Origin of the sequence: Pseudarthrobacter sp. 1C304, assembly GCF_052245515.1 — a bacterium.
Classification (GTDB): domain Bacteria; phylum Actinomycetota; class Actinomycetes; order Actinomycetales; family Micrococcaceae; genus Arthrobacter.
Genome location: NZ_JBQQCH010000004.1, coordinates 274266 through 300226 on the forward strand (window position 1 = coordinate 274266; position 25961 = coordinate 300226).

Annotated in this window: 17 protein-coding genes and 1 tRNA gene; 4 read left to right on the forward strand and 14 right to left on the reverse strand. The window is 69.2% G+C overall.

Annotated features, from left to right (window positions below; all coding sequences use genetic code 11):
- Positions 1–246: 246 nt before the first annotated feature.
- The 7 genes from ACTWQD_RS10630 to ACTWQD_RS10660 all read right to left on the reverse strand — a co-directional run bounded on the left by ACTWQD_RS10630 (position 247) and on the right by ACTWQD_RS10660 (position 10149).
- A complete protein-coding gene (locus ACTWQD_RS10630) occupies positions 247–2946 on the reverse strand; it encodes a LuxR C-terminal-related transcriptional regulator (protein WP_443196092.1) in 2700 nt (899 codons plus the stop codon).
- A complete protein-coding gene (locus ACTWQD_RS10635; protein WP_443196093.1) occupies positions 2933–5677 on the reverse strand; it encodes a LuxR C-terminal-related transcriptional regulator in 2745 nt (914 codons plus the stop codon). Before ACTWQD_RS10635 ends, ACTWQD_RS10630 begins: the two co-directional genes overlap by 14 nt.
- A gap of 187 nt (positions 5678–5864) precedes the next feature.
- Entirely contained in the window at positions 5865–6452 is a 588-nt protein-coding gene (gene pth / locus ACTWQD_RS10640) for an aminoacyl-tRNA hydrolase (protein WP_066434356.1), read from the reverse strand.
- 117 nt (positions 6453–6569) lie between these two features.
- A complete protein-coding gene (locus tag ACTWQD_RS10645; RefSeq protein ID WP_443196094.1) occupies positions 6570–7184 on the reverse strand; it encodes a 50S ribosomal protein L25/general stress protein Ctc in 615 nt (204 codons plus the stop codon).
- A 325-nt stretch (positions 7185–7509) separates the two neighbouring features.
- Positions 7510–8490: a ribose-phosphate diphosphokinase gene (locus ACTWQD_RS10650; protein WP_443196095.1), complete on the reverse strand. Its 981-nt coding sequence runs from the start codon at positions 8488–8490 to the stop codon at positions 7510–7512.
- A 5-nt stretch (positions 8491–8495) separates the two neighbouring features.
- Positions 8496–10028 (reverse strand): bifunctional UDP-N-acetylglucosamine diphosphorylase/glucosamine-1-phosphate N-acetyltransferase GlmU, encoded by a 1533-nt coding sequence (gene glmU / locus ACTWQD_RS10655; protein WP_443196096.1) that lies wholly within the window; start codon positions 10026–10028, stop codon positions 8496–8498.
- 49 nt (positions 10029–10077) lie between these two features.
- A tRNA-Gln gene (locus ACTWQD_RS10660) sits at positions 10078–10149 on the reverse strand.
- A gap of 218 nt (positions 10150–10367) precedes the next feature.
- Here ACTWQD_RS10660 and ACTWQD_RS10665 point away from each other — a divergent pair.
- On the forward strand, positions 10368–10967 hold the full coding sequence (locus ACTWQD_RS10665) for a TetR/AcrR family transcriptional regulator (protein WP_443196202.1): 600 nt from the start codon (positions 10368–10370) through the stop codon (positions 10965–10967).
- 469 nt (positions 10968–11436) lie between these two features.
- Here ACTWQD_RS10665 and ACTWQD_RS10670 read toward each other — a convergent pair whose 3' ends face one another.
- From ACTWQD_RS10670 to ACTWQD_RS10690, 5 genes are all read right to left on the reverse strand, one after another.
- Complete coding sequence (locus tag ACTWQD_RS10670; RefSeq protein ID WP_443196097.1) at positions 11437–13266, reverse strand: ABC-F family ATP-binding cassette domain-containing protein; 1830 nt, start codon at positions 13264–13266, stop codon at positions 11437–11439.
- A gap of 109 nt (positions 13267–13375) precedes the next feature.
- Positions 13376–14338, reverse strand: coding sequence for a 4-(cytidine 5'-diphospho)-2-C-methyl-D-erythritol kinase (locus ACTWQD_RS10675; protein ID WP_443196098.1), 963 nt, complete (start codon positions 14336–14338; stop codon positions 13376–13378).
- 81 nt (positions 14339–14419) lie between these two features.
- Positions 14420–15295 carry a 16S rRNA (adenine(1518)-N(6)/adenine(1519)-N(6))-dimethyltransferase RsmA gene (gene rsmA, locus ACTWQD_RS10680; RefSeq protein WP_443196099.1) on the reverse strand — a complete coding sequence of 292 codons (876 nt, stop codon included), beginning with the start codon at positions 15293–15295 and terminating at the stop codon, positions 14420–14422.
- 220 nt (positions 15296–15515) lie between these two features.
- The gene (locus ACTWQD_RS10685) at positions 15516–16700 is read right to left on the reverse strand and encodes a ubiquitin-like domain-containing protein (protein WP_443196100.1); all 1185 of its coding nucleotides are present in this window, start codon (positions 16698–16700) and stop codon (positions 15516–15518) included.
- Between the two features lie 281 nt (positions 16701–16981).
- Positions 16982–17872 (reverse strand): TatD family hydrolase, encoded by an 891-nt coding sequence (locus ACTWQD_RS10690; RefSeq protein WP_443196101.1) that lies wholly within the window; start codon positions 17870–17872, stop codon positions 16982–16984.
- A gap of 213 nt (positions 17873–18085) precedes the next feature.
- Between ACTWQD_RS10690 and ACTWQD_RS10695 the strand changes: the two genes are divergently transcribed.
- Genes ACTWQD_RS10695 through ACTWQD_RS10705 form a run of 3 tightly spaced genes read left to right on the forward strand, consistent with a single transcriptional unit; the run spans position 18086 to position 23275 of the window.
- Complete coding sequence (locus ACTWQD_RS10695) at positions 18086–19231, forward strand: AAA family ATPase (RefSeq protein ID WP_443196102.1); 1146 nt, start codon at positions 18086–18088, stop codon at positions 19229–19231.
- A 13-nt stretch (positions 19232–19244) separates the two neighbouring features.
- Positions 19245–20699, forward strand: coding sequence for a DUF58 domain-containing protein (locus tag ACTWQD_RS10700; RefSeq protein ID WP_443196103.1), 1455 nt, complete (start codon positions 19245–19247; stop codon positions 20697–20699).
- Complete coding sequence (locus ACTWQD_RS10705) at positions 20696–23275, forward strand: transglutaminase family protein (RefSeq protein WP_443196104.1); 2580 nt, start codon at positions 20696–20698, stop codon at positions 23273–23275. Before ACTWQD_RS10700 ends, ACTWQD_RS10705 begins: the two co-directional genes overlap by 4 nt.
- An 18-nt stretch (positions 23276–23293) precedes the next feature.
- Here ACTWQD_RS10705 and ACTWQD_RS10710 read toward each other — a convergent pair whose 3' ends face one another.
- Both ACTWQD_RS10710 and rsmI read right to left on the reverse strand, forming a co-directional pair.
- Positions 23294–24793: an NAD-dependent succinate-semialdehyde dehydrogenase gene (locus ACTWQD_RS10710; protein WP_443196105.1), complete on the reverse strand. Its 1500-nt coding sequence runs from the start codon at positions 24791–24793 to the stop codon at positions 23294–23296.
- Positions 24794–24996: 203 nt separating this feature from the next.
- Positions 24997–25893, reverse strand: coding sequence for a 16S rRNA (cytidine(1402)-2'-O)-methyltransferase (gene rsmI / locus ACTWQD_RS10715; protein WP_443196106.1), 897 nt, complete (start codon positions 25891–25893; stop codon positions 24997–24999).
- Positions 25894–25961 lie beyond the last annotated feature (68 nt).

The window sequence follows — 25961 nt, forward strand, 5'->3', positions numbered from 1 at the left end:
TTTACGTACTACGAACTTTGGGTGGTTCCTGGTGCTGACTACAATCTAGCGAACCTGACGGCAGCGGCACACCGGTAGTCCGTACTCGAATTCGCGGCGGCTTGGGAGCCCGCCGGGAACGGGGGTACTTGCCGCGGCGGCGGGCTCCGGACGTCGGCACGGTCCGGCTACGCGGACCCCGTACCCGGGTAGCCGGCAGCCTACTTGCCGCGTTCCGGGAGCTACGCACTCCGGAACGCGGGCCGGCTAGGAGGGCGGTACACCCGGCAGCTGGTCCCTGCCTTTGACGTTGAGCTTGGCATAGCTGCGGTAGAGGTGGCCTTCAACCGTCCGAATGGATACCTGGAGCTCTGCGGCAATCTGGCGGTCGCTGAGGCCGCGCACCGCCAGGGCCACGATGTCGCGCTCACGGCGGGTCAGCAGACCGAGTGCATCGATCTCAGCATCCTCATCCCGGCCGGCTACGCTGTCTGCCCGGTCCAGGCACCGCTTCCGCTGGGACAGCGCCATGCGCTCCCGCAGGGTGTCACCCGCGGCACGGTAGCCGTTCGCGGCCGCATCGTAGGCCAAGGCCGCGAAGCCCCAAAGCTCCGCGTCCTCGCAGGCCTTCCCTGCCTCCAGATGGTCCGCCGCCTCGTCGGTGCTGACAGCCGCGGCATAGTGGCAGATCGCGGCGGCCCGGGGGCCTTCCAGCTCCGGCCGCAGTTCAAGCAGCCGGGCCGCGGCCTCCCGGTCGCCGAGGGCGAGGCACAACGCCAGCGAGTCGAACTCCAGTCCGGCGGTGGAACCATCGCCGTGCAGCCGGCCCAGCGCCCGGAGCTCGCCGACGGCGCCGGGGTAATTCCCCAGCCGTGCCTTGCCGTAAACCACTTCCATCTCCGAGAGGATCCGCAGGTAGCGTGACACCGCCCGCGGCGCGGCCTCGTAGTCGGCCAGGAAAGCCGCGGCTTTGTCCTTCGCCCCGACTTCGGCGGCGGCGGCGAAGGCCATCGCGGCAGTCAAGGCAAAGAGCTGCTGGGGATCCGCGAGCCGCAGCGACTCCAGGGCCGCACTCAGGGTGGTCATCGCTTGGGCGGCTTTGCCCTGGTACAGCTGGATGATTCCGTGCGCGGCGTGGACACCCCCGCCGAACGAGATGAGGTTGGGGCCCGGGCCCGCGGCCACACCGGCCAGGAGCGTCTCGGCGGCGTTCCAGTCCCCGCCATGGATGACGGCAGCCGCTGCCCTCGCCACGAGGAACTCCGCCAGAAAATACAGTTCCTCATGTCCAGCACCCGCGGATTCCAGCGCCTGGGAGGCTGCCGCGAACGCCTGCAACGCCTTGCCCTGCACGAGGAGCCGTTCCGATTCCAGGGCCAGCTTGAACGCGCCCTCCAGCACGTTGCCGGACGGTCCCGGGTCTGCTGCCCCGCCGGAATCTGCCGGATACTCGCCGGCCAGAGCGAACACCATGGCATGCATGGTGGCGTAGCGCTCCCGTGTGGCCGCCAGGATGCCGCCGGAATCCTCCGGGTGTTCCGTGGCCAGCCGCTCCCCGGCTTCCAGGAGGGCTCCGGCACGGTCCATGATCTCGGCCGGAGGGTGGCCGAGGGCCGCCTGTACGGCCGCCCACATCAGGGTTCCCGTCAGGAGGACAGCCACACTGAGGCCCTGGGCGAAGTCCGCCTCCAGGATGTCCCTGGCAGCGGCATAGTCCGATGTGTTGAACAGGGTCCGTGCCGTCACAGACCGCGCCACCACCTGCAGGTCGGGGTCCTTGACCAGCGCCGCGGCCTGGCGCGCCAGGTCGTCCTGGTGGAGCCGGCTGGCCAGGACGGCCGCCCGGAGCAGCTGCCGGTCATCGACCTCCGCTCCGCATTCCATCGACCAGCTCACCTGGCGGAGCAGGCCCTCCGCCGACGTCGGCTCGCTGTCCATCAGCCGCAGGAGGCTCTGCCGGAGCTGGAGGCTCCGCGCCGGAGAAATGAGGTTGCGCAGCGTGTCGCCGTAGATGGAGTGCCACAACCGGAGCTGGGGGTGGGGCGCGGGCGTCACACGGATCAACTCGTGCTCGATCAGGACCGCCACCGGGTCCTCGCCCACCATGGCCTCAATCAGCTCGCGGGATACGGGCTCGGCCAGGGCAACGAGGTTCAGGGTCTGCCGCTCCTCCGGCGTGCGCCTCAGCAATTGGCGGCGGACCACGTCGCTCAGGCGGTCCCCATGGCTGTTGAGAGGGCGCGTGAGCAGCCACACGCCGTTGCGCTGGAGCAGAGTGCCGTCGCTCTTGGCGTCGTCGATCAGCCCGTTGAGCAGCAGCGGGTTGCCCTCGGAGGCTTCCCAGAGAATCTCGGCGACGTTCGGCAGGACCTGGGGTCCCAGCGCGCGGGCCAGGATAGCGCCCGTCTGCCGCTGGGTCAGGGGCCGGAGGTCGATGCGCTGGGCAATGCCCTCAAACCAGAGCTGCAGCAGTGGCTCGGGCAGGCCGGGCCGGCTGGCCGAGGCCACCAGGAGCTTGGCCCACCCGGCAGCGGCCAGTTCCACAAGGATGCCCGCGGTAGCCTCGTCAAGGTCGTGGGCGTCGTCCACAATCAGCAGCAGCGGCTTTCCGGTAGCCTGGCGCTCCTCCTCCAGTCGGGACCAGAACGTCCGGAGCACCGCCAGCTGCGAGGTGGCCTCCTGCACGGGGAGCCCGACGATGAACGGGCCAAGCACCCCGTACGGGACATTCGCCAGGGACGGGCTGCCGTGGATGCGGACCGGCGTCACGTCGGCGTGCAGGCCGGCCACCACGGCCTCCAGCAGCCTTGATTTGCCGATCCCGCTGTCCCCGAGCAGGAGGACCGCGACGTGGGTGTTGCCTTTAATGGCTTCTACCGCCGAGCCCAGGTCCTCGGTGCGGCCGGTCAGGGCGTTGGATTCTTCTGGCGCATCCGGGACGGGCGCGCGGTTCCTAGATGAGTCCAAGCAGATCACTTCGCGAAGAAACTCCAAGCTTCGTGAACACCTGGTACAGGTGCCCTTCAACCGTCCGGACCGAGATGCCGATGGCCAGGGCAATGTCTTTGTTGGAGACCCCGTTGCCGGCAAGAGTGGCGATCTGGCGCTCGCGGTCCGTGAGCAGCGGACCCTTGTTCCGGGGCATGATGGGCAGGGCGGGCACGGAATCCGCAAGGCTTTCGAGGATTGCGTGGGCGGCGCTGGCCTTCCCGCTCAGGCCCGCGGCCTTGGCGAAGTCGAAGGCGAGGGCCGCGCACCGCGCCTGGACGGCGTCGAGCTCCATGGCTGCGGCCTGGCCCGCGGCCTCCAACATGATGGCGGCATCTTTCTTCCGGCTGCCCACGGCGATGGTGCGGGACAGTTCCGCGAGCGGTCCCTGCCGCAAGGCCGCGATTTCTTCCATGAACTGGAAGTCCTTGGTGGTGCCGTTGACCGTCGCGCCGAGCATAAAGATGCCCGCCAGGGTGTACCGGCCCTTGCGGAAATGGTCCTCCGCGGACCGCACCAGGCGGTCCTTCGCTTCCGGGTCACCCAGCCAGCGCGAGGCCATGTCCAGGCAGAAGTCCGCGGAGCTCCGGACGGCGAAGCGTGCGGCGCCCTCGGCCGACCGGGCCCGGTCCAGGTAGACGGTGGCCTGCACGGAGTTCCCGGTCTGGGCGTAGGCGAAGGCAGTGGCGGCGTAGGCCTGCCGCAACGAGTGCAGGCTTGCCCGGACTTCGAGCTGGGCGATCGCGGCCAGCAGCGGATCGAGGGCCATATAGCCGCGGCCCGCGTAGACGTAGGCCAGTCCCACAGCCAGGTCGGTGGGCGCGCTGCCGGAGTGCAGCCCGTGGCCGGCCCTGCCGCTGGCGTCCTTGAGCATGTCGATGCTCTGCCGCCATTGCCCGGACAGCAGGAGCACGTTGAAGGATCTCCAGGCGAAGTTCTCGCGGATCCGCGGGACGTTGGACCATTCGCCGAGCTGCCCGCCGATGTCGCGCATCAGCTGGCGGGCCTCGAGTTCCCTGCCCGTCATGCACAGTGCTTCCATCAGGATGATGCCGGATCTCAGGCGGTGCACAGGATTGATGTCGTCCACGTCCGCCGAGGCGGCCGCCCGGAGCCGGTCCATCATGGGCGCGTAGTCGCCTATGAAGGAAAGGTAGTTGAATTCGCAGAGATCCAGGCACAAGCCGGCGCGGGCCAGCTCCTCGGTTGATGCCGCCGGCTGGTCCGCGCCGAGCCCGGAAAGCCGCAACCGGGCCTGCCGGATCAGTTCCGGGACCTGTCCGGTCCGGTCTTCGAGCCAGGCCATGCAGTCCGCTTTGGAGGCAATCAGCTCGGCGTAGGCCGCCGCGCCGAGGCCGCTGATCTGCTGGTCGGTGACATCATCCAGGGCGGCCATGGCCTGGAGCGGCAGTCCCAGCTGCAGGTAGGCTGCGGATTTCTGCAGCTGTCCCTCTGTCCACTCCGGGTCCTCCGGTTTCAGGCTGGCGGCGCACTTGAGCGCAAACTTCGGGTCGAAGAGCCTGACGGCGGCGCCGGCGGCCGCCACGGCGTGGGCCGGGGCCAGGGGCGCGTCACAGTCGTGGGTCCACGCCGCGTAGGCCAGCAGGTCCTCCACCGTCAGCTGATCAAGCTCATCCTGCTGGTGCCCCGGAACCTTGTCCCGCAGCTCGAGCCGGCGCTCCACGCTGAGCCAGTTGCGGACGATGTCACCCAGGTAGCGGTCACCGAGCGACACGAGGTGCCGGCCCGTCCGGTCGACGACAATCTGGCCCGCGTCCTCCATGTCCGCGATGACCTCGGGGCTGTACATCCGCGCGAGCCTGGCCAGGGGAAGGGTCCGGGCGCAGGAGAGGACTTCGATGAGTTCCCGGGCCACCGGGGTTTCGCGTGCATACCGGGCCCGCACAATGTCCTCCAGCGCAGTGCGCCCGTCGAGGACCAGCTCGTCCACCAGGGTCCAGACGGATCCGGACAGCACGAGGTTGCCGCGTTCGATCTGCTCAGAGACCACCGCCTGCAGCAGGGTGGGGCTGCCACCCACCATCTGGTGCAGCTGGCTGGCCAATGCGCTGGAAACCCGGTGGCCGAGGGCTGCCTGGAGCACCTCCAGGGTTTCGACCTCCGTGAGGTTGGCGAGCCGCACCTCGGCCAGCTGGCCGGAGGTGATCAGCCAGTAGAAGTCGGGCGGCAGGTCCGTAGTGCGCTGGGCGGTGGCGACCAGGCGCGCGGTCCGGGTCTGCATCAGGTTGAGCAGCACGCCGGTGCTGAGTTCATCCAGCGCCCCGGCATTGTCCAGCAGGATGACGCATTTCCGTCCCGCGGCGTCGTCCCGGATCAGGGAGGTGAGGCCGTGCAGGATGGCCGTCGGCGAGCCAAGGGAACTTTGCGGCAGGCGGGCGAGGGTAAACGCCAGGCACCCGTACGGGGTGGCCGAGCCGGGTCCGGAGCTGCGCAGCTGCAGGGTGTAGACGTCGGGCCCAAACCCGGCGATTGCGGCGCGGCCCACCTGGGTCTTGCCCACGCCCCGGTCACCGGTGATGACCACGCCCATCCTGTCCTCTGCGAGCAGGGCACTGCGCACCCGGTCGGCGTCGGCATGGCGCGCCAGGCCTGACCACCTGTGCCGGTCCAGCGGACCTGCCGCAGGATCTTCTATTCCGGGTGCCAATGTAGTGGAACCATTTCCCCAGCCCAGCGATTCCCTAGACATTTTGTTTCCTTTGTACCGCTGTGCGGACAGCAAACCAGAGCCCGTCCGCTAGAAGTAGCGTATCCCTATCCCCCGATATGAGAGTAGAGCGATCATAACGGGATTTCCGGAGGCTTGGAAAGGAAAAAGGGTATCGGCGGCAGTGCGTTACGCCGGGCGTTTCCGGGGACGTCCCCGCACGTCGCGGCTAGGGCGCCTTCGCGGGATGGAATTGCTGCTGGGCCGCCAGCAGGCCTTCGCGGACCAGTGCTTCCACCGCATCCGCCGCGGCACCGATCAGGAAGGGCAGTTCCTTCTTCTCCGCACTTGAGAAGTCCTTCAGCACAAAGTCCGCGGTGTCCATCCTGCCGGGCGGGCGCCCCACCCCGACCCGGACGCGCAGGTAATCCTTCGTGGCCAGGGCCTTGGAGATGTCCCGCAATCCGTTGTGCCCGCCCTCGCCGCCGCCGAGCTTCAGCTTCACGGTATCGAAGGGGATGTCGATCTCGTCGTGGACGGCAATGACATGGGCGGGATCGATCCCGTAGAACTGCGCCAGCGCCGAGACCGGGCCGCCGGAGACGTTCATGTATGACAGCGGCTTGGCGAGGACCACCCGGGGCCCGCCGATGCCGAGGCGCCCTTCGAGGACCTGGGCGCGGGCCTTGTGCGACTTGAAGCCGCCGCCGGCGCGCGCAGCCAGTTCGTCCAGGACCATCTGGCCGACGTTGTGCCGGTTCTGGCTGTAGTCGGGTCCGGGGTTGCCAAGGCCTACGATCAGCCAGGTGTCATTCATGCGTCAATCCTAAGAGGGTCAGGGGTCCGGTGCCCGGCCCGGGCGGCGGCTTAAGACGGCAGTGGCCGGGTCCCGCAGGGGACCCGGCCAGAGCAGGAAAATCGAGGGTAGCCGAAATTACTCGGCGGCTTCCTCGGGGGTGGCCTCGGCGGCCTCTTCGGAAGCAGCTTCCTCGGTTTCTTCTTCTTCAACAATCTCCACAGCTTCGGAGATGTTGACGACCAGTGCTTCTGCGTCGGTCAGCAGGACTGCGCCCTTCGGCAGGACCAGGTCGGAAGCGTGGACGTGCTCGCCGGCGCCGCGGCCTTCAACGTTGACCTCGACGGCGGTGGGCAGGTGGGTGGCCTCGGCCTCGAGGGACACAACCGTGAGCTCAAGGTTCTGGACGTTGCCCGGGGCAACCTCGCCGACAACGTGGACCGGAACGTCAACGGTGACCTTCTCGCCCTTGCGGACGGTCAGGAGGTCGATGTGCTCAACGATCTGCTTGATCGGGTCGCGCTGGACGTCCTTCACGATGGCCAGGTGGCCCTCGCCGTTGATGTCCAGGGACAGCAGGGCGTTGGGGACGCGGACGGCCAGGGTGGTGGCCTTCGCCGGCAGGGTGATGTGGATCGGCTCAGCGCCGTGGCCGTAGATGACGGCCGGAATCAGGTTGGCCATGCGGGCGCGGCGGGCGAAGCCCTTGCCGAATTCGGTGCGTACTTCTGCTGCGAGCTTCTGCTCAGACATGGGTATCTCCTCGTTGGATTTCAAGCTGTGGGGCTAAACGCTGTGGGGCTAAACGGTGCAGCAAGGGCGGAGGTCTGTTTGCGACCTTCAACGCCGGGCGGCCGTGGCCGCCCTTCCGAAGGGAGAATCAGACCCAGTCGATAACGGAGACCAGCGCTGCGGTGTGCCGTGCGAAGTTCTTGAGCAAACTTCGTTTGTCACGGAATACCGGCGCTCTCCCTCGCCAAGGTTCGGTTCAAGGCTACCAGTGCGGGGTCCGCTTTGCGAAAAGCGGCCCCGCCCAGCCTGGCTGGTATGGCTGCTGTTGTGGGTGCTGTTGTGGGTGCTACGCGTTGCCGTCGAAGAGGCTGGTGACCGAGCCGTCGTCGAACACTTCGCGGATAGCGCGGGCGATCAGGGGCGCGATGGACAGCACGGTGAGCTGCGGGAAGCGCTTGCCGGCCTCGATCGGAAGCGTGTTGGTGACCACTACCTCGCGGGCACCGGATTCGGCCAGGCGCTGGGCCGCGGGATCGGAGAAAACGGCGTGGGTTGCCGCGATGATGACATCCTTCGCGCCGGCATTCTTGAGTACCTGCACGGCGCCGGAGATGGTTCCGCCGGTGTCGATCATGTCGTCGATCAGGACGCAGGTGCGGCCCTCGATCTGGCCCACCACCGTCTTGGAAACGGCCTGGTTGGGGACGGTGAGGTCCCGGCTCTTGTGCACGAAGGCCAGCGGCGCGCCGCCGAGCCGCTCGGCCCACTGCTCCGCGACGCGGACGCGGCCCGTGTCCGGGGAGACGACCGTGACGTTGTCCGAGCCGACCCGGGTGCGGATGTAGTCGGCCAGGAGCGGGATGGCCATCAGGTGGTCCACGGGGCCGTCGAAGAAGCCCTGGATCTGCGAGGTGTGCAGGTCCACGCTCATGATGCGGTCGGCGCCAGCAGTCTTGTACAGATCGGCGACCAGGCGGGCGGAGATGGGCTCGCGGCCGCGGCCCTTCTTGTCCTGCCGGGCGTACGGGTAGAACGGGGACACCACAGTGATCCGCTTGGCGGAGGCCCGCTTGAGCGAATCGATCATGATCAGCTGTTCCATCAGCCAGTTGTTGAGCGGGGCCGGGTGGGCCTGGATCACAAAGGCGTCGGTGCCGCGGACGCTCTCGCCGGCCCGGACGTAGATCTCGCCGTTGGCGAAGTCATAGGCGTCCAGCGGCAGCAGCTCGGTTCCGAGCTCCTTCGCGATTTCCTTCGCCAGCTCCGGGTGCGCCCGCCCCGCGGCCAGCACCAGCTTCTTCTCGCCGTGTGCCGTAATTTCGCTCATGATTGCTAGCCCTCTTCTGTCGGTGCCGGAGTAGTGGAGGATGTAGGGGCGGCGCCGGGGGCGTCGGTTTTGACCGCGCCAGCGGACTGGGCCGCGGCGGCGGACTGGGCCAGGGCGGCGGAGACCGAGCCGGGACGGTTCTCTTGGACCCAGCCTTCGGCGTTTTCCTGCTTCGCGAGGGACAGGACGAGGGCGCCGGCCGGCACGTCTCGGCGGATGACGGCGCCGGCGCCGCTGTAGGCCCCGTCGCCGACCCGGACGGGAGCCACGAACACGGTGTTGGAACCGGTGCGCACGCCGGACCCGATGACCGTGCGGTGCTTCTTCTCGCCGTCGTAGTTCGCGGTGATGTTGCCGCAGCCGATGTTGGTGTCCTCGCCGATCTCGGCGTCGCCGGCGTAGCCCAGGTGAGACAGTTTGGAGCCGCGGCCGATGGTGACGTTCTTGGTCTCGTAGAACGCGCCGATCTTGCCGGTCTCACCAAGGACGGTGCCGGGGCGCAGGTAGGTGAACGGTCCGACGCTCGCCCTGGCGCCGATGGTGGCGCCGGAACCGTGCGTGCGCAAGACTGTGGCGCCCTCCCCCACCTGGACATCGGTGAGGGTCGTGTCGGGGCCGACGACGGCGTCGCGCGCCACGGTGGTGGTGCCGTGCAGCTGGATGTTGGGCAGCAGCCGCACGTCCTCGTCGAGGATGACGGTGGCATCGATCCAGGTGGTGCCGGGGTCGACGACCGTGACGCCGGCACGCATCCAGGCCTCGACGGTGCGCCGGTTGAGTTCGGCGCCGAGTGCTGAGAGCTGGACGCGATCGTTGGCGCCTTCGACCTGCCAGCGGTCTTCCGTGACGACGGCGGCAACGCGGCCGCCGGCGGCCCGGGCAAGGCCCAGCACGTCGGTGAGGTACTTCTCACCCTGGGCGTTGTCGGTGGTGACGTGGGCCAGGGCGTCGCGCAGCACGGCGGCGTCGAAGGCGTAAATGCCGGAGTTGATCTCCCGGATGTCGCGTTCGGCGTCCGTGGCGTCCTTGTGTTCCCGGATGCCGGTGACCGTGCCGTCCGCAGCCCGGAGGATGCGGCCGTAGCCGGTGGGGTCCGCGAGGACGGCGGTGAGGACGGTGACGGCGTTGCGTCCGGCCTCGTGGCTGGCGACGAGTTCGGCGAGGAGGGTGCCTGTGAGCAGGGGCACGTCGCCGTAGGTGACAACGACCGTTCCGCTGAGCTGCCCGCCGGGGTGGCGCGCGTCGAGGGCCTCCAAGGCAGCTTCGACGGCGCGGCCGGTGCCGGGCACCTCGTCCTGGTCGACGATCAGCGCTGCCGGGTCGACGGAGGCGATGTGGGCGGCCACGAGGTCGCGTTCATGCCGGACCACCAGGGCCAGCTCCTGCGGCTGGATGGCCCGGGCGGCGTGCAGGGCGTGCCCGACGAGGGACCGTCCACCGATTTCGTGGAGGATTTTCGGGGTACGGGACTTCATCCGCGTACCGGCGCCTGCCGCCAGGACGATGACGGCGGCCGGGCCGGTTTTCTCGGGGCTCACGTACGGGCTCTCCTTGCTCATTGGCTTAGCTCATGCCGTTATTCTGCGGTTCCGCCCATAGGACTCGAACCTATACTCCACGGCTCCAAAGGCCGGGGTGCTGCCATTACACCAGAGCGGACCATGCCGAGGCGCTGAGCCTGCGGCACGAGAATCAATTCTGCCATACTGCGTTGCCGTTGCGTGCTGGGGGCGGCACACGGCGGCACGGCCGCGCCGCCCGCCGTCGGTGTTCTGGGGCATGATGGAGCTGTGAGCAACAGCGCAGGGGTAGCCGAGGGGGCGGAGAGCCGAAGCGGCCGCCCGGCGCGGCCCGCCGGCAACGTACCCCGGATCCGGATGACGGGCGCGCAGCGCCGCAGCCAGCTCATCGGGATCGGCCGGGGCCTCTTCGCCCTCCGCGGCCTGGACGGCACCACGATCGAGGAAATCTCCGCTGCCGCGGGCGTCTCCAAGCCGGTGATCTACGAGCACTTCGGCTCGAAGGAAGGCCTCTACACCCAGGTCGTCGACTACGAGTTCCGGATCCTGCTGGGCGCCATCAACGACGCCTTGTCCGAAGAGGCCAAGCCAAGGGTCCTGGTGGAGCGGGCCGCCCTGGCCCTGCTGAGCTACATCGAGGACCGCACCGACGGGTTCCGCATCCTCATGCGTGACGCCCCGCCGACGCAGCCCGAGGGCGCCTTTTCCACCCTGCTCTCCCACGTCACGGCCCGGGTGGAGCACATCCTGGCCGACGAGTTCGCCCGCCGCGGCTTCACCGCCGCGGACGGGGCGATGTACGCGCAGATGCTGGTGGGCATGGTGGCCATGACCGGCCAGTGGTGGCTGGACAGCCGGACCCCGGACAAGCGGGACGTCGCAGCCCACCTGGTCAACCTGGCCTGGAACGGCCTCACAGGACTCCAGAAAGACCCGGAGCTCCGCAGCGAGAACTAACCTTTTGGCGTCTGCTCGCCTCCGCGGTGCGGCGGCCCTTCGCCGTCGCTTAGACACGGCGCATAGGGGCCCCTGCGGTCGCTGGGCGACCTCCGGAGCCCGATTCACCGCGATGCGCTCCTTTGCGAAGGTCCCCCGCACCGCTTGTGCCTGCCGTCCAGTTCTGAGGTCCGCCGCACCCGCTTGTGCCTGCCGTCCCGTTTCGCGACGGGCCGCCGCACCGCTTGTGCTAGCCGTCCAGTTTGGCGGAGGTTCTCCGCGCTCTCTGCCGAATGTTCAGTTTGCGAACTGGGCCCAGCCGTAAGGTGGCGCTCCGAGCGCCGGAGGCGGTCCTTCCGAAAGGAGCGCATCGCAGCACATCGGAGCGCGGAGGTCGCCCAGCGACCGCAGCGCTCCCTATGTGCTGTGTCTAAGCGACGCGGAAGGGCCGGCTGCGGCACCCAACCCGGCACAGCACAGGCTGGACGGCTTATTCGCCGAGGACTTCCAGCGCTCCCAGCCATTCAAGTTCGAGGGCTTCGCGTTCGATGGCCAGGTCCTTGAGCTTCTTGCCGAGCGCGGCGAGGTCGCCGACGGCGGCGGGGTCGGCGGCCGCGGCGGTCATCTGGGCGTGGAGCTTGTCTTCCTGCTGCTTGAGCTTGCCCAGCTGGCGGTCGATGCGGTTCTTTGCCTTGCGGGCGTCGCGCTTCTCGGCTTCGGTGGGGCCGGCAGGCGCGGGGGCCGACGTGGAGCTTGCGGCCGTGACGGGGTTGCCGCCGCCGGTGATGGTCGACCCGGCCAGCGCACCTTCGCGCAGTTCCAGGTACTGGTCCACGCCGCGCGGCAGGGACCGGATCTTGCCGTCGCCGAGGAGCGCCATCTGGTGGTCCGTGACGCGTTCGAGCAGGTAGCGGTCGTGGCTGACCACCACGAGTGTGCCCGGCCATCCGTCCAGGACGTCCTCGACGGCGGCCAGGGTGTCCGTGTCGAGGTCGTTGGTGGGCTCGTCGAGCATCAGCACGTTGGGCTCACCCACGAGCAGGCGCAGGAGCTGGAGGCGCCGGCGTTCACCGCCGGAGAGGTCCTTGACCGGGGTCCACTGTTTCTGGTTGGTGAAGCCGAGCTGCTCCACCAGCTGGCCGGCGGTGAATTCCTTGCCGCCGACGTTGAACGAGCGTTTCTCCCGCTCGATGACCTCGATGACCCGCAGGTCCTTGACGTCGTCGAGTTCCTTGACTTCCTGCGTCAGGACGGCGGTGACAACGGTCTTGCCCCGCTTGAGTTTGCCGGAGGTCGGCTGGATTTCACCGTTGAGCAGTTTAAGCAGCGTGGTTTTGCCGGCGCCGTTGACGCCCACCAGGCCCAGCCGCTCCCCCGGCGCGAGGCGCAGGGTGATGTCGTCGAACAGTTTCTGCCCGGGCTCGCCGCCGAGGAAGTCGAGCGAGACATGCTCGAGGTCCAGGACGTCCTTGCCCAGCCGGGCCGTCGCCATCTTGCTGAGCGCCGTCGAGTCGCGCGGTTCGGGGACATCGGCGATCAGGGCGTTGGCCGCCTCAATCCGGAATTTAGGCTTGGCGGTGCGCGCCGGGGCGCCGCGGCGCAGCCAGGCGAGCTCCTTCTTCACCAGCTGCTGGCGCTTGCTTTCGACGACGGCGGCCGTCCGGTCGCGCTCGGCCCGGGCCAGGACGTAGGCCGCGTAGCCGCCCTCGAAGGGATCCATGATGCCGTCGTGGATTTCCCACGTCTTGTTGCAGACTTCGTCGAGGAACCAGCGGTCGTGGGTGACGACGAGGAAGGCGCCCTGGTTGGCCCGCCAGCGGGTCTTCAGGTGCCGGGCCAGCCACGCGACGCCTTCGACGTCGAGGTGGTTGGTGGGCTCGTCGAGCATGATGACGTCGTGGTCCTCGATCAGCAGCTTGGCCAGCGCCACGCGCCGCTTCTGCCCGCCGGAGAGCATGTGGACGTTGGCGTGCCAGTCGACGTCGGACACGAGCCCGCCCATGACTTCGCGGATGCGGGGATTGCTTGCCCATTCATGGTCGGCCTGGTCGCCGACGATCGCGGCGCCGACTGTGAGGTCGCCGTCGAGCACGTCGCTCTGGTCCAGGTAGCCGATGTTGACCTCGCTGCGTTTGGTCACCCGGCCGGAATCCGGGGTGGAGCGCATCGCGAGCAACCGCATGAGGGTGGACTTGCCGTCACCGTTGCGGCCCACCATGCCGATCCGGTCGCCTTCTTCCAGGCCGAGGGTGATGCCATCGAGGACGGTACGGGTTGCATACGAGACGGTGAGGTTCTCGCCGCCGAGCAGGTGTGCCACTGGAAGCTGCTTTCCTAGAGAAAAATACTGTCAAACAGGAAATGGCCGGGCCGGATCGTTCCAGGCCCTCCGGGGCCGTGCGGACGACGGCACCTCTTAGACATTCCTATTAAAGGAGCGTATCGGAGATGATGCGCGCCCCGTGAACTGGCCCGTGCACCGCCAGGGCCTCCAGGCCGTGGTGCCGGAGGTCCTCGGCGAGCCCTTCTGCCGCCGCCGGACTGTGGGCCAGGAGCGCGACCGTGGGCCCGGACCCCGACACAATCCCGGCGATCGCTCCGAGGGATTCCCCGAGCCCGAGGGTGTCCCGGAGCCCGGGGGCCAGTTCGATGGACGCGCGCTGGAGGTCGTTGACCAGGACCCGGCTCAAGGCATCGGCGTCGCCGCCGCGCAGGGCCTGGAGGATCAGGGGGTCCACCGCGGTGGGTTCCCCGACCACCGCCTCCTCGGCAGCGCGCAGCCGGTCCAGGGTCCGGTAGACCTCGGGGGTGGGCAGGCCGTAGTCCGCGGCCACCAGGACCCAGTCGGTCTGCGCCTTGACGAGGGCCGGGGAGAGTTCGTCACCCAGGCCAAGCCCCACGGCTGTTCCGCCGAGCAGGGAAAACGGCACGTCGGCACCCAGTTCGGCGGCCAGGTGGGCCAGTTCGTCGCGGGACAGCCCGCTGTTCCACAGCGCGTCGCAGGCCAGCAGGGTGGCGGCCGCGTCGGCTGAACCGCCGCCCATGCCGCCGGCCACCGGGACGCGCTTGGTGATTTCGAGGTGCACGCCGGTGGAGTGCTCCGAGACGTCGGCCATGATGGCTGCGGCTTTGTAGGCCAGGTTCCGCTCGTCCAGCGGGATGTCCACGCCGTCGAGGTTAAGGGTGCTGGCCGGGCTGATGCTGACGGTGATGTCGCCGGTGTCCGTGCTCGTGGCGGCGACTTCCTCGTAGAGCGAGACGGCGAGGTAGACGCTGGCTACGGAGTGGTACCCGTCTGCCCGCAGGGGCCCGACGTCGAGTGAGACGTTGATCTTGCCGGGAGCCTTGACCCGGACAGTCCTCGCGGCAAAGCGCCCTCTCACTGCGTTCATGGCTCCACGCTATGGCATGGCAGGGTCAGGCTCCAAGCACGGCGCCCGGCCGGGCGCACCCTTCCGGGCGCGCCGCAGGGTTCAGCTGGCCGGCTGCTCCCGCGCTTCCGCGATCCGCGAAAACGCGGCAATGTCGATCACTTCACCGCGGGCGGTGGGGTCGACGCCGGCCGCCCGGAGGCAGCGCTCGGCCTCTGCCGCGGTACCGGCCCATCCCGCCAGGGCGGCGCGAAGGGTCTTGCGCCGCTGGGCGAAGGCGGCGTCGATGACGGCGAACACCTGCTCCCGGGTGGCGGTGGTGGCGGGTGGTTCGCGGCGGGTGAACGCCACCAGGCCGGAGTGGATCTTGGGAGCCGGCCAGAAAACGTTCATGCCGATCACACCGGCTTTGCGCATGCTGCTGTACCAGGCCGCCTTGACCGAGGGAACACCGTAGGTTTTGGACCCCGGGCCGGCGGCGAGCCGGTCGGCCACCTCGTCCTGGACCATGACCAGGCCGTGCCGGAGGCTGGGGAAGTGCTGCAGGAGGTGCAGCACCACGGGGACGGCGACGTTGTAGGGCAGGTTCGCCACCAGCGCGGTGGGCTCGACGGGGAGCTCGGTGACCTGCATGGCGTCGGCGAGGACCAGGTGGAAATTGTCCACGGCGTCCGGCCGCCACCGGGCGACGGTGCCGGGCAGCTTGCCGGCCAGGATCGGATCGATTTCGACGGCGACGACGGACTGCGCGGCGTCCAGGAGGCCCAGGGTGAGGGAGCCCAGCCCGGGCCCGACTTCGAGGACGGTCTCGTCCGGGTGGATGTCCGCTGCGGCAACGATCCTGCGGATCGTGTTGCCGTCAATGACGAAGTTCTGGCCGAGGGTTTTGGTGGGCCGGACCCCGATTTCCTCGGCCAGCCTGCGGATGTCGGAGGCGCCCAGGAGGGGTGCCGGCGCGGAGGGGGTCGGTTCAGTCACCTAGGTATCCTATCCCGCCGCCCCGCCGGCCAAGGCGACGGTCAGGCAAGGCGACGGTCAGGCATGACGAAGGCCGGGCAAGGCGACGGTCAGGCATGGCGAAGGCCGGGCCCGGAAACCGGACCCGGCCTTCGCCGGGGCGTCCGTCGCTGTGGTCAACTGCTGCGGATGCCGTGGGTGCCGCTCCCCCGGCAGGAGCCGGGAAGCTGGCGCTGGGCCTCTAGCGGGTGGCTGCCCAGCCGCATCCCCAGGGCTGCAGGCCGCGCTGTGCGTAGACGCGGTTGGCGATGTCGATCTGCTGGGCCTTGGTGGCCAGGCTGGCGTTGGGGGCGTACGCGCCGCCGCCGGCCCCGAGCCAGGTCCGGATGTCGAACTGCAGTCCGCCGTAGTAGCCGTTGCCGTTGTTGATGCTCCAGTTGCCCGTGGACTCGCACTGGGCGATCTTGTCCCACATTGCCTCGTTCATCATGGCGGGGGCCGCGGCTCCGGTGTTGGCGCCGCCGGCCTGGGCAGCAGGCTTGGGCTTGGGCTTGGTGCCGATGGTGACCTTTTCGGTGACCGGCTGGGTGCTGACGGACTGCGCCACCAGCGTGCGGGACGCTTCGCGGCCGTCCACGAGGACCAGCTTGAAGCTCTTGTTGATGGTGCCGGCCACGCCTGCCTGGGTCACCTTTTTCTCGCCCTTGGTCAGCTCGGGGTCTTCGGTGGTGAGGGTTTCGAACGGCACGGGCTCGGTTGCTTCTGCGGTCTGGCTGACGTCCACCCGGGAAACCTTGATCACCATGTCATTGACCACGGGGGCGTTGCCCGGCTGCGACACCCGGTCGCTGGCACCGAGGGTGATGCCGGCGTCGGCGAGCACCTGGGAGACGCTGGGGGCCGTGGTGGTGGTCGTCTCGGCCTTGCCGTCAGCCACGATGCTTACGGTCTTCGGCGTCGAGATGGACACGAAGGAACCGGAGACGGCGAGCTGCGCGTCCTTCGGAACGGAGAGTTCCGAGGCGCTGGCGACGCCGAGTTCCGTCACGAGGCCCTCGACCGTGGGCGAGGTGGTGTTGATGGTCCGCTCCGCGCCGTCCAGGCTGACCTTGACGGCCTTGGCGAGGTTGACGTTGATGACGGAGCCGTCCTGTACATGGGTGTCCGTGGCAGGCGAGACCTTGTCGGAGGGCTGGAGTTCGAGGTTGGCGCCCTTGACCACCTGGCCGACGGTGCCGCCGAAGGTCTGGACCGAACTCACTTTGCCGTCAACGTTGAGGGTGACCGTCTTGTTGTTGCCGACGAAGGCGACAAGACCCAGCACGAGCGCCACAAGGACGACGAGTTGGGTGCCGACTTTGACGAAGCTGAACTTGCCATCCGATGTAAAGAACTTGACCACGATTGCCCATATCTCTTGGACCATCCGGGCACGGGGAAAAGCGCACGAAACCACCCGCCGCAGACGGCCCGAAGGCAGCACCGCAGCCGGTGCATTGTGTCTGCGGCAGCTGAGTGCACTGCCAGCTCACAAACGAGAGCGCGCCCATGGTTCGTTGGCCACGATGCGCGCCCTGCAGGAGAGAAATTATCCGAAGGCCTTCCCCGACCCCGGCTAATAGTTGACCACTGTAACCGGAGCGTTATAAACGAGCCAACAAATCATGCATACCCGGTATCCCCGTGGAGCGGTCAATTTTCGTCGTATTAGTCCCAGGTTCCGTAGGCGCGCACGGTATTTTCGGTAATTTTGGCGCACAGTTCCGAGAGCTCCCACCCAGTCAATTCGGCCATGGCGCGGACGGTGTACGGGACCATGTAGCTGGCGTTGGGCCGTCCCCGGTGCGGGTGCGGTGTGAGGAACGGGGCGTCGGTCTCGACCAGGATCCGCTCCGGCTCGGCGACGGCCAGCGCGGCACGCAGGTTGGCGGCGTTCTTGAACGTCAATGTCCCCGCGAAGGACATGTACCAGCCCTCGGTATTGCAGGTCCGGGCCAGTTCCTCCCCGCCGGAGAAGCAGTGGAACACCACCCGCTCAGGGGCGCCTTCCTCCCGCAGCACCTGGACGACGTCGTCGTGGGCGTCGCGGTCATGGATCTGCAGCGTCAGCCCGAGCCGCTTGGCGATATCGATGTGGCGGCGGAAGGAGTAGCGCTGGTGGACCAGCCCCTCCCCCTCGGTGCGAAAGAAATCCAGCCCTGTTTCGCCGATCGCCCGGATCCGGGAGTGCGCCGCGAGCGCCTCGATCTCGGCCAGGGCACCTTCCAGTTCGCCGCGGGCGGCGTACTCCGGAGCGTCGTTGGGGTGCAGGGCGACGGCGCCCAGCAACCGCAGGTCCTGCTCCACCGCCTGCACCGTGAACCGGGACGACTCAAGGTCGCATCCCACCTGCACCGCGCCGCGCACCCCGACGGCTTCGGCGGCGTCCAGCGCATCAGTGATGCTGACCTTCCGCTCCCCCTCCCAAGGGAAATCCAAGTGGGTGTGGTTGTCCAGAACCGGCACCGGAAGCGGCTCCGGCGCCGGCGGGAATCCCTGCCGGCCGGAGCCATCGCTGCCGGGCGCACGGAAGGGGACGGGAGTCAGGGGATTGTGCATCCTCCTACCCTAGCGAAGGCCGCCGAAGCCGGATAAAAGCACCCGCGGCGGTATTAACGCAGCCGCGCTATTTCCACTGCCTCTTTCCTGCCCGGATATTTGCCCGGAACTCTCTGTCAGGCCCGGCAGTTGTGTGAGTACGCTGTTATTGGCAGTGGCTGTACAACCACACCTGACCTGTCCCGGGTACCCACCAGGGCTGAAAGGCTACCGATGGATTACCAGCGCACCTCCCTAGACGAAGCCCTCCCCGAGGGCCAGGGCCTCAGGGACGGGTCCGCCGCGTCCGGCCGCCCGGGAACCCCGCGGCCGGCACAGCCGCCGGCCGCCCTGGACCCCGAGGCGTTCAGTTCCGCCAGCAGGAACATCCTGGCCGCCATCAACACGGTGATCGACGGCAAGGCGGACGCGGCCAAGCTGGCCCTCACCGTGCTGCTGGCCCAGGGACATCTGCTCCTCGAGGACGTGCCCGGGGTCGGCAAGACGCTGCTCGCGAAGACCCTGGCCCGCACCATCGACTGCTCGGTGAGCCGCATTCAGTTCACCCCTGACCTGCTCCCCTCCGATGTCACCGGCGTGTCCATCTATAACCAGGCGTCCCGGTCCTTCGAGTTCCGCCCCGGCGCGGTCTTCGCGAACATCGTCATCGGCGATGAGATCAACCGGGCATCGGCGAAAACCCAGTCGGCGCTGCTGGAATGTATGGAGGAGCACCAGGTCACCGTGGACGGAAAGTCCTACAAACTCGATGAGCCGTTTATGGTGGTGGCCACGCAGAATCCGATTGAAATGGAGGGGACCTACCCGCTCCCGGAGGCGCAGCGGGACCGTTTTATGGCGCGCATCTCCATGGGGTATCCGGACAAGGATGCCGAGATGGAAATGTTGGAGACCCACCAGGCGGCGTCCCCGCTGGCCAAGGTCACCGCCGTTGTCACCGCCGCCGAGGTGGCCGCCATGATCGAAACCGTGCGGCAGGTCTACGTATCCCAATCGATCAAGGACTACACGGTGTCCCTGGGCCGGGCGACGCGGGAAAGCGGCCTGCTCCGGCTGGGCGCCAGCCCCCGGTCCATGCTCCAGCTGCTCCGCGCGGCCAAAGCCACCGCCGCCCTGGACGGACGGGACTTCGTGTTGCCGGACGATGTCGTCGGCGTTGCCGAATCCGTGCTCGCCCACCGGATCATCCTGGACCGGAAAGCCGCCAGCACGGGCGAGACCCCGCAGAGCGTTATCCGCGCCATCCTCGCCCGAATCCCGGTCAGCCCGGACATGGCGGGGGCGGCGCCCGCCTCCAACGGCCAGGGCGCCCGCGGCACGGCGGCCGCGCCGGCTGCCACGCTGCAGAACCGCCGCTAGGGGTGCCCCGGACGTGGCCCTGATTGACCGGTTCCCGAAGCATATCTTCACCACCCGGGGCTGGGGACTGCTGGGCGCCGGCGCGGTGTTCCTGCTGGCCGCCCAGGTCATGGGGCGCCGGGACCTGCTGGCGCTGGCCATTCTCCTGGTGGTCCTGCCCCTGCTGTCGCTGGCCGGAACCCGCGCGCTGAAGCCGAATTTCCAGGTCTACCGCGAGTTCAGCCCCGCGAGCGTGGAAACATCCGCCACCACCACCGTCCGGCTGGCGGTCGCCCGGACCGGAAGCGGCTCCGGCCAGGCCCTCATGGAAGAGAGTCTGCCCGCCCGGTTCGGGGAGTCCCCCGTGTTCCGGTTCCCGGCGCGGACAGCCGAGGGCAGGACCAGCCGCTACGAATACCATCTCCGCTCCGGGAAACGCGGCCAGTTCCTGATCGGGCCGGTGACGGCCGAGTTCAGCGACCCCTTCGGGCTCTCGCTGCACCGCCACGCCATCGACGACGGCGACGTCCTCACCGTGACTCCCGCCGCCGTCGAACTTCCGGCCACCGGCCTGGCCGGCGCCCGGGGGCATGACGGCGTCACCGCCACGCGCATCCGGGCAAACCCGAGCGATGACGACGTGATGACCAGGGAATACCGCCACGGCGACCCGATGCGCCGGGTGCACTGGGCGGCAACGGCACGGCACGGGGAGCTGATGGTCCGCCAGGAGGAGTCCGTCACCACACCGGAAGCGACCGTCATCCTGGACCAGCGGCTCGCCGCCTTTGCCCGCGGCGCGGAGCACCGCGGCGCCGACCACCGCAGCGCCGACCACCGCGGCACGTTCGGCCCGGACAGCCACGAGCTGATCACCACCGACACCTTCGAATGGGCAGTGACGGCCGCGGTGTCGATCGCCGCGCATCTCGCCGAACGAAATTACGCGCTGCGCTTCCTCGACGTTGCCGGGGAGCCCGCCTTCCAGCATTCCCGGTCAGCCCCCGAGCCGGACGCCGAAGAATATGTCGGCGCGTCCGGCTTGCAGTCCGTCGCCGAGAGCCTGGCAGCGATCCAGCTGTCCGGGCCCCACCACGGCCGCAGGGACGCGTCTTCCGCCCGGACTCCCCGCCACCCCTCCGGTGCCGAGGCCGGCCCCCAGCCCTTTGACGACCGGCTGATGGACAAGCTGGCTGCGCACCGGATGCGCGGGCCGGTCCTGGCGATCCTTGGAAACCTCACGCCGGCCGAAGCCCGCGCACTGTCCCCCGCCGCCGGTTACGCCGCCAACGCCTTTGCCCTGGTGGTCACGGAGCGGCCCGGCGAACTGGACGAGGTGCTCGGCACCCTCCGCCTGGGCGGCTGGCGCGCGGTCGCCGCGGCCCCCTCGACGCCCCTGGCTGCCGCCTGGTCTGCCTTCGACGACGGCGGGGCCGCGCCGCTGGCCGGCGCCGCCGATGTCCGGCGCGGAGCGGGGGCCCGGCGATGACGCTGACACCGCAGCGCAGCGCGGGCGGGCGCCCCGGCCAGTCCGGAACGCCCGCGGAGAACGGTTCTTTCCTGACACCCGGGACCACGGGAACGCAGCGGTCCCGGACGAAGGCGGGGGCGCAGCCATGGCTGATGGCCGTATCGGTGGCGGCCGCCGTCGCCGGGGCCGCGCTGGGCCTCAACGGAGTGCTGCGCGGCTGGGCCTGGTACTCGCCCGTGCTCACGACCGTCGTCACCGTGGCGTTCACCATGGCCGGTCTGCGCGCGCTCCGGTGGCGCAGCGTATTTATCACAGCAGGTGCGCTGGCGGCGCTGGTGCTGATCCTGACGTTCACGTTCTTCCGCCCGCACAGCATTCTCGGCTTCATCCCCTCCGGGGAGACCCTTCGGCAGCTGGGCCGGTACCTGCGCCGGGCCAGTGAGACCGTTCTCGCGGAAAGCGCCCCCGTGGCGCCCAACGCCGGGATCGTCCTGCTGGTCTGCGCCGCCCTGGGGCTGCTGGTGATCCTGATCGACGCCCTCGCCTACCCGCTGGCCCTCCCGGCGACGAGCGGCCTCGGGATCCTCGCCATCCTGATCGTCCCCGCGATGATCAAGCCGCAAAGCGTAGGCGTGCTGGGCTTCGCCGGGGCCACCGCCGGCTACTTGATGATCCTCGCCTTCAGCCACTGGTTCGCCCCCGACCCGCGGACCGGCGCCGACACCGCCCGGAACCCCGGCCAGTTCCGCCGCGGTGCCCTGACCGGGGCCCTGGCGCTGACAGTGACCCTCCTGCTCCAGCTCATCGTCCCGGGCTTTGACCAGGGCACCTTCCCGCAGGGCTCCCGGCTCAACCCCTTCGGCACGGCCACTGGACTCAACCCGATGATCAGCCTGGGCAACAGCCTGCGCAGCCCCAGCGGTGACGGCCGCATCACCTATGCCACCAACGCGCCCGCCGCCCCCTACCTGCGGTCCGTGACCGTGGACAACTTCAACGGGGACACCTGGGCGCCGGATGACCGCGACAGCACCCGGCGGCTGGGCACGGGCCGGATGGAAACGGGCCTTGAGCCCGCGGCAGCTGAGGTCCGTGTGGTCACCGCCGTCGACACCGGCCAGTTCACCAGCCCCTACCTGCCCGCACCCTACGCCCCCGAGGCCGTCAACGGCCTCACCGGGCGGTGGAGCTGGGACCCTGCCACACTGAGCATCAAGGGGGTGGATACCAACTCCCGCAACCAGCAGTACGTGGTGCTCTCCGCGTCCCCGCAGCTCACCCCGGACCTGCTGGCCCAGGCCAACGGCCCGGTGCAGGGTGTTCCCGAGCAGTTCCTCCGCATCCCGGACAACGTTCCGGAGATCGTGCGCAGGACCGCCCAGACCGTGACCGAGGGAAGCACCACCGCCTACGCGCGGGCCATGGCCATCCAGCGGTACCTGCGGTCCGTCGAGTTCACCTACTCACTGCAGTCCCCGGTACAGGGCGGCTACGACGGCAACGGGCTCTCCGTCCTGGCGGACTTCCTGAACCAGAAGAGCGGATACTGCATCCACTTCGCGTCCGCCATGGCCGTCATGGCCCGGCTGGAAGGCATCCCCAGCCGCATTGCCGTCGGCTACGCCCCGGGACGGTCCACGGGCGGCACGGTGTCGATCGGGGGCCAGGGCGCGTTGCCCGAATACGAGGTCGACGGCCGCGACGCGCACGCGTGGCCGGAACTGTATTTCCAGGGACTGGGCTGGGTGCCCTTTGAACCGACCCCGTCCCGCGGCGCTGTCCCGTCCTATGCCACCGACGCGCAGGCCCCCAGCGGTGCCAGCACGAACGAAAACAACGATGGCCTGCTTCCCAGCATCAGCGCCAACCCCGCGCCGCAGCCCACAGTCGCGCCGCTGCCGCTGCCGGGTGCGGCCGCCCCGGTCGATCCGGCCGTCCGCCTGTTGCCCGTGCTGTATGCCGCAGGGGCGGTGCTGCTCCTCGGGCTGCTGCTGGCCTCCCCGCGGCTGGTCCGCACCGCTCGGCGCCGGCGCCGGCTGGGCGCCGACCAGGCTGGTGCCGCAGCCGTGCAGGGCTGGGCGGAACTGCGCGACTTGGCCATGGACTTCGGCGTGGCGCCCCGGCCGAGTGAGACGCCACGGCATTTCTCCGACCGGCTGCGCTCTTCGGGAGCCCTCGGGGATCCGGACGGCGTGGACGCGGACGGCCACAGGGCCGTCCGGTCCCTCACCGCGGACTTTGAACGCCGCCAGTACGGGCCCCCGCCCTCCGGCGGGGGCCCTGAAGCCGCTGCGGCCGGGACGGCCGGTGCGGAAACAGCCGGCTTGGGAACAGAAGCCGGGCGCCGGATTGCAGCGGTCCGGGGATCGCTGGGCGCCCATGCCCGGCCGCTGGCGCGGTTCCGAGCGGCGTGGCTGCCGCCCTCGGTCATGGCCAGCTGGCGCGCTGCCGCGGCGGCGCCGTTCCGCGCGGTGCGGCGTACGGTGCAACGCACAGCGCGGCGCGCCGGGCGACACGCAGGGCGCGGCCTGGCCGGGGCCTGGTCCAGCACCAGCGGGGCCGTGCGCCGAAAGCGCCGGCCCCGCGGGAACTGAACCGCCCGGGCGGTGGACCTAGCCTGCGTAGGGGTCCGCGATGCCGATGTACTGGGTGTAAAGGTATTCCTCGATGCCCTCGAGGCCGCCCTCACGGCCCAGGCCGGACTGCTTGACCCCGCCGAAGGGGGCTGCGGCGTTGGAGACCACACCGGCGTTCAGGCCCAGCATGCCGGTCTCGAGCCGTTCGCCCATGCGGATGCCCCGGTTCAGGTCCTTCGTGAAGACATAGGCCACCAGCCCGTACTCGGTGTTGTTCGCCAGCCGGACGGCCTCGTCTTCGGTGTCGAAGGTGATGATCGGCGCGACCGGGCCGAAGATCTCCTCGGACAGGATCCGGGTGCCTTCGGTGACGCCCTTGAGGATGGTGGGCTGGTAGAAGTAGCCCGGCCCCTCGACGGCGGCGCCGCCGGTCACCGCGACTGCTCCGGCGGACACGGCGTCGGAGACCAGCTCGTGGACCTTGTCCCGGCTCTTCGCATCGATCAGCGGGCCGACCTTGGACTCCGGCTCCGTGCCGCGCGCCGTGGTCATGTCCGCCATCTTCGCAGCGAACTTCTCCGCGAACTCGTCCGCGACGGACTGGTGCACAATGAACCGGTTCGCCGCGGTGCAGGCCTCGCCCATGTTCCGCAGCTTGGCCAGCATGGCACCGGCGACGGCGGCGTCGACGTCGGCGTCCTCAAACACCACGAACGGGGCGTTGCCGCCGAGTTCCATCGAGGTCCGCAGGACCGTCTCGGACGCGTCGGAGAGCAGCCGGCGGCCCACCTCGGTGGAGCCGGTGAAGGAGAGCTTCCGGAGCCGGGAGTCCTTGATCAGCGGACCGGTGGTGGCACCAGCCGTGGACGTGGGGATCAGGTTCAGCACGCCGGCCGGGAGCCCGGCTTCCAGCATGACGGCGGCGAACAGCTGGGAGGTCAGCGGCGTCAGGTTGGCGGACTTCAGCACCATGGTGCAGCCGGCGGCGACGGCGGGGGCCACCTTGCGGGTGGCCATGGCCAGCGGGAAGTTCCACGGGGTGATCAGCAGGCACGGGCCCACCGGCTTCTTCGTCACCAGCAGCCGGGACTTGCCGTCCGGGGACACCGAGTAGCGGCCGAACGCGCGGACAGCTTCCTCGGAGAACCAGCGCAGGAACTCCGCTCCGTAGGTCACCTCGCCGCGGGCTTCGGCTAGCGGCTTGCCCATCTCCAGCGTCATCAGCAGGGCGAAGTCCTCAGCCCGGGCGGTGACCAGTTCGAAGGCCCGGCGCAGGATTTCCCCGCGCTCACGGGCCGGAACTTTCGCCCAGGACTCCTGCGCCTCGGCTGCCGCGTCCAGGGCGGCCGCTCCGTCCTCGGGTCCGGCGTCGGCGATGCTCAGCAGGACCTTGCCGGTGGAGGGGTCCTCCACGTCGAACGTCTTTCCGGACGCTGCGGGACGCCACTGCCCGCCGATCAGCAGACCGGTGGGAACAGAAGCCAGCAGCGCGCTCTCGCGCTCTGCGGTAACAATGGGCTGGGCAGTTACAGTCACGGTTGACTCCCTCGTCAGCGATACGGGGTGGATGGGATGGTTCAGCGCTGTCCGGATGACCATCCGGTGCGCTGGATTTACTGCCACGGTACTGCCGTGTTCTTCAGGCTGTCTACGCATCCGCGCACTACGAGGGCCGGTGGGCCCTGTGCAGGTGCACAGCGTACGTACAGGGCAGGTGCACAGCGGCGCTGCCTGCCCGCCTACCGGGCGGCGAGGACGGCGGAGTAGAGCTCGCGCTTGCTGACCCTGGCCTCGTCGGCAACGGCCGCGACCGCTTCCTTGAGCCGGATCCCCTGGGCGATGAGGGCGTTGACGTCAGCCACGTGGTCCTCGGGCCTGCCCGGCTCCCGTTCGGGTGCTCCGCCCACGACGACGGCGATCTCGCCGCGCACCTCGTTTGTTTCGGCCCACTCCAGGAGTTCGCGGAGGGTTCCGCGGATGACCTCTTCGTACGTCTTGGTCAGTTCCCGGCAGACGGCGGCGCGCCGGTCGGCGCCGAACCGCTCCCGCAGGGCGCGGAGCATCGGTTCCAGGCGGTGCGGGGCTTCGAAGAAGACCATGGTGCGGCGTTCGGCGTCGAGGTCGGCGAGGCGCGAGGACCGCTCTCCGGCTTTGCGCGGCAGGAACCCCTCGAAGCAGAATCGGTCGGTGGGCAGGCCGGAGAGCGCCAGCGCCGTGAGGACAGCGGACGGGCCGGGTGCTGCGGTGACGGTCAGGCCGGCCGCCACAGCTCCTTCGACCAGGCGGAAGCCGGGGTCGGAGACGGACGGCATGCCGGCGTCGGTCACCATCACGAGGGTCTTGCCGGACCGCACCTGGTCCAGGAGTTCACCGGTCTTGGCGGCCTCGTTGTGCTCGTGGTAGCTGATGATCCGGCCGGCCACGGTGACGCCGAGGTTCTGGACCAGGCGGTGCAGGCGCCGGGTGTCCTCCGCGGCGACGATGTCCGCCGTGGTCAGGAGTTCGATCAGCCGGTAGGTGGCGTCGCCGGTGTTGCCGATCGGGGTGCCCGCCAGCACAATCCGCCCCGGCCCGTCGGCTGCCGGGCCCGGTTGGTCGCCGGTTGGGGTCGGGGAGGTGCTGAGTTGAGGATCCACCCTTCCAGCCTACTGCCGGCGGCGGGCGCGGCGCTGCCGCCGCAACGGGTCACAGCCGCGAACGGTAG

Coding starts and splice junctions, on each gene's coding strand:
- ACTWQD_RS10690 (WP_443196101.1), bottom strand. CDS start 17,872: ATGCACAATCCCCTGACTCCCGTCCCCTTCCGTGCGCCCGGCAGCGAT.
- ACTWQD_RS10705 (WP_443196104.1), top strand. CDS start 20,696: ATGACGCTGACACCGCAGCGCAGCGCGGGCGGGCGCCCCGGCCAGTCC.
- ACTWQD_RS10675 (WP_443196098.1), bottom strand. CDS start 14,338: ATGAACGCAGTGAGAGGGCGCTTTGCCGCGAGGACTGTCCGGGTCAAG.
- ACTWQD_RS10650 (WP_443196095.1), bottom strand. CDS start 8,490: ATGAGCGAAATTACGGCACACGGCGAGAAGAAGCTGGTGCTGGCCGCG.
- ACTWQD_RS10665 (WP_443196202.1), top strand. CDS start 10,368: ATGACGGGCGCGCAGCGCCGCAGCCAGCTCATCGGGATCGGCCGGGGC.
- pth (WP_066434356.1), bottom strand. CDS start 6,452: ATGAATGACACCTGGCTGATCGTAGGCCTTGGCAACCCCGGACCCGAC.
- ACTWQD_RS10645 (WP_443196094.1), bottom strand. CDS start 7,184: ATGTCTGAGCAGAAGCTCGCAGCAGAAGTACGCACCGAATTCGGCAAG.
- ACTWQD_RS10695 (WP_443196102.1), top strand. CDS start 18,086: ATGGATTACCAGCGCACCTCCCTAGACGAAGCCCTCCCCGAGGGCCAG.
- ACTWQD_RS10635 (WP_443196093.1), bottom strand. CDS start 5,677: ATGTCTAGGGAATCGCTGGGCTGGGGAAATGGTTCCACTACATTGGCA.
- ACTWQD_RS10685 (WP_443196100.1), bottom strand. CDS start 16,700: ATGGTCCAAGAGATATGGGCAATCGTGGTCAAGTTCTTTACATCGGAT.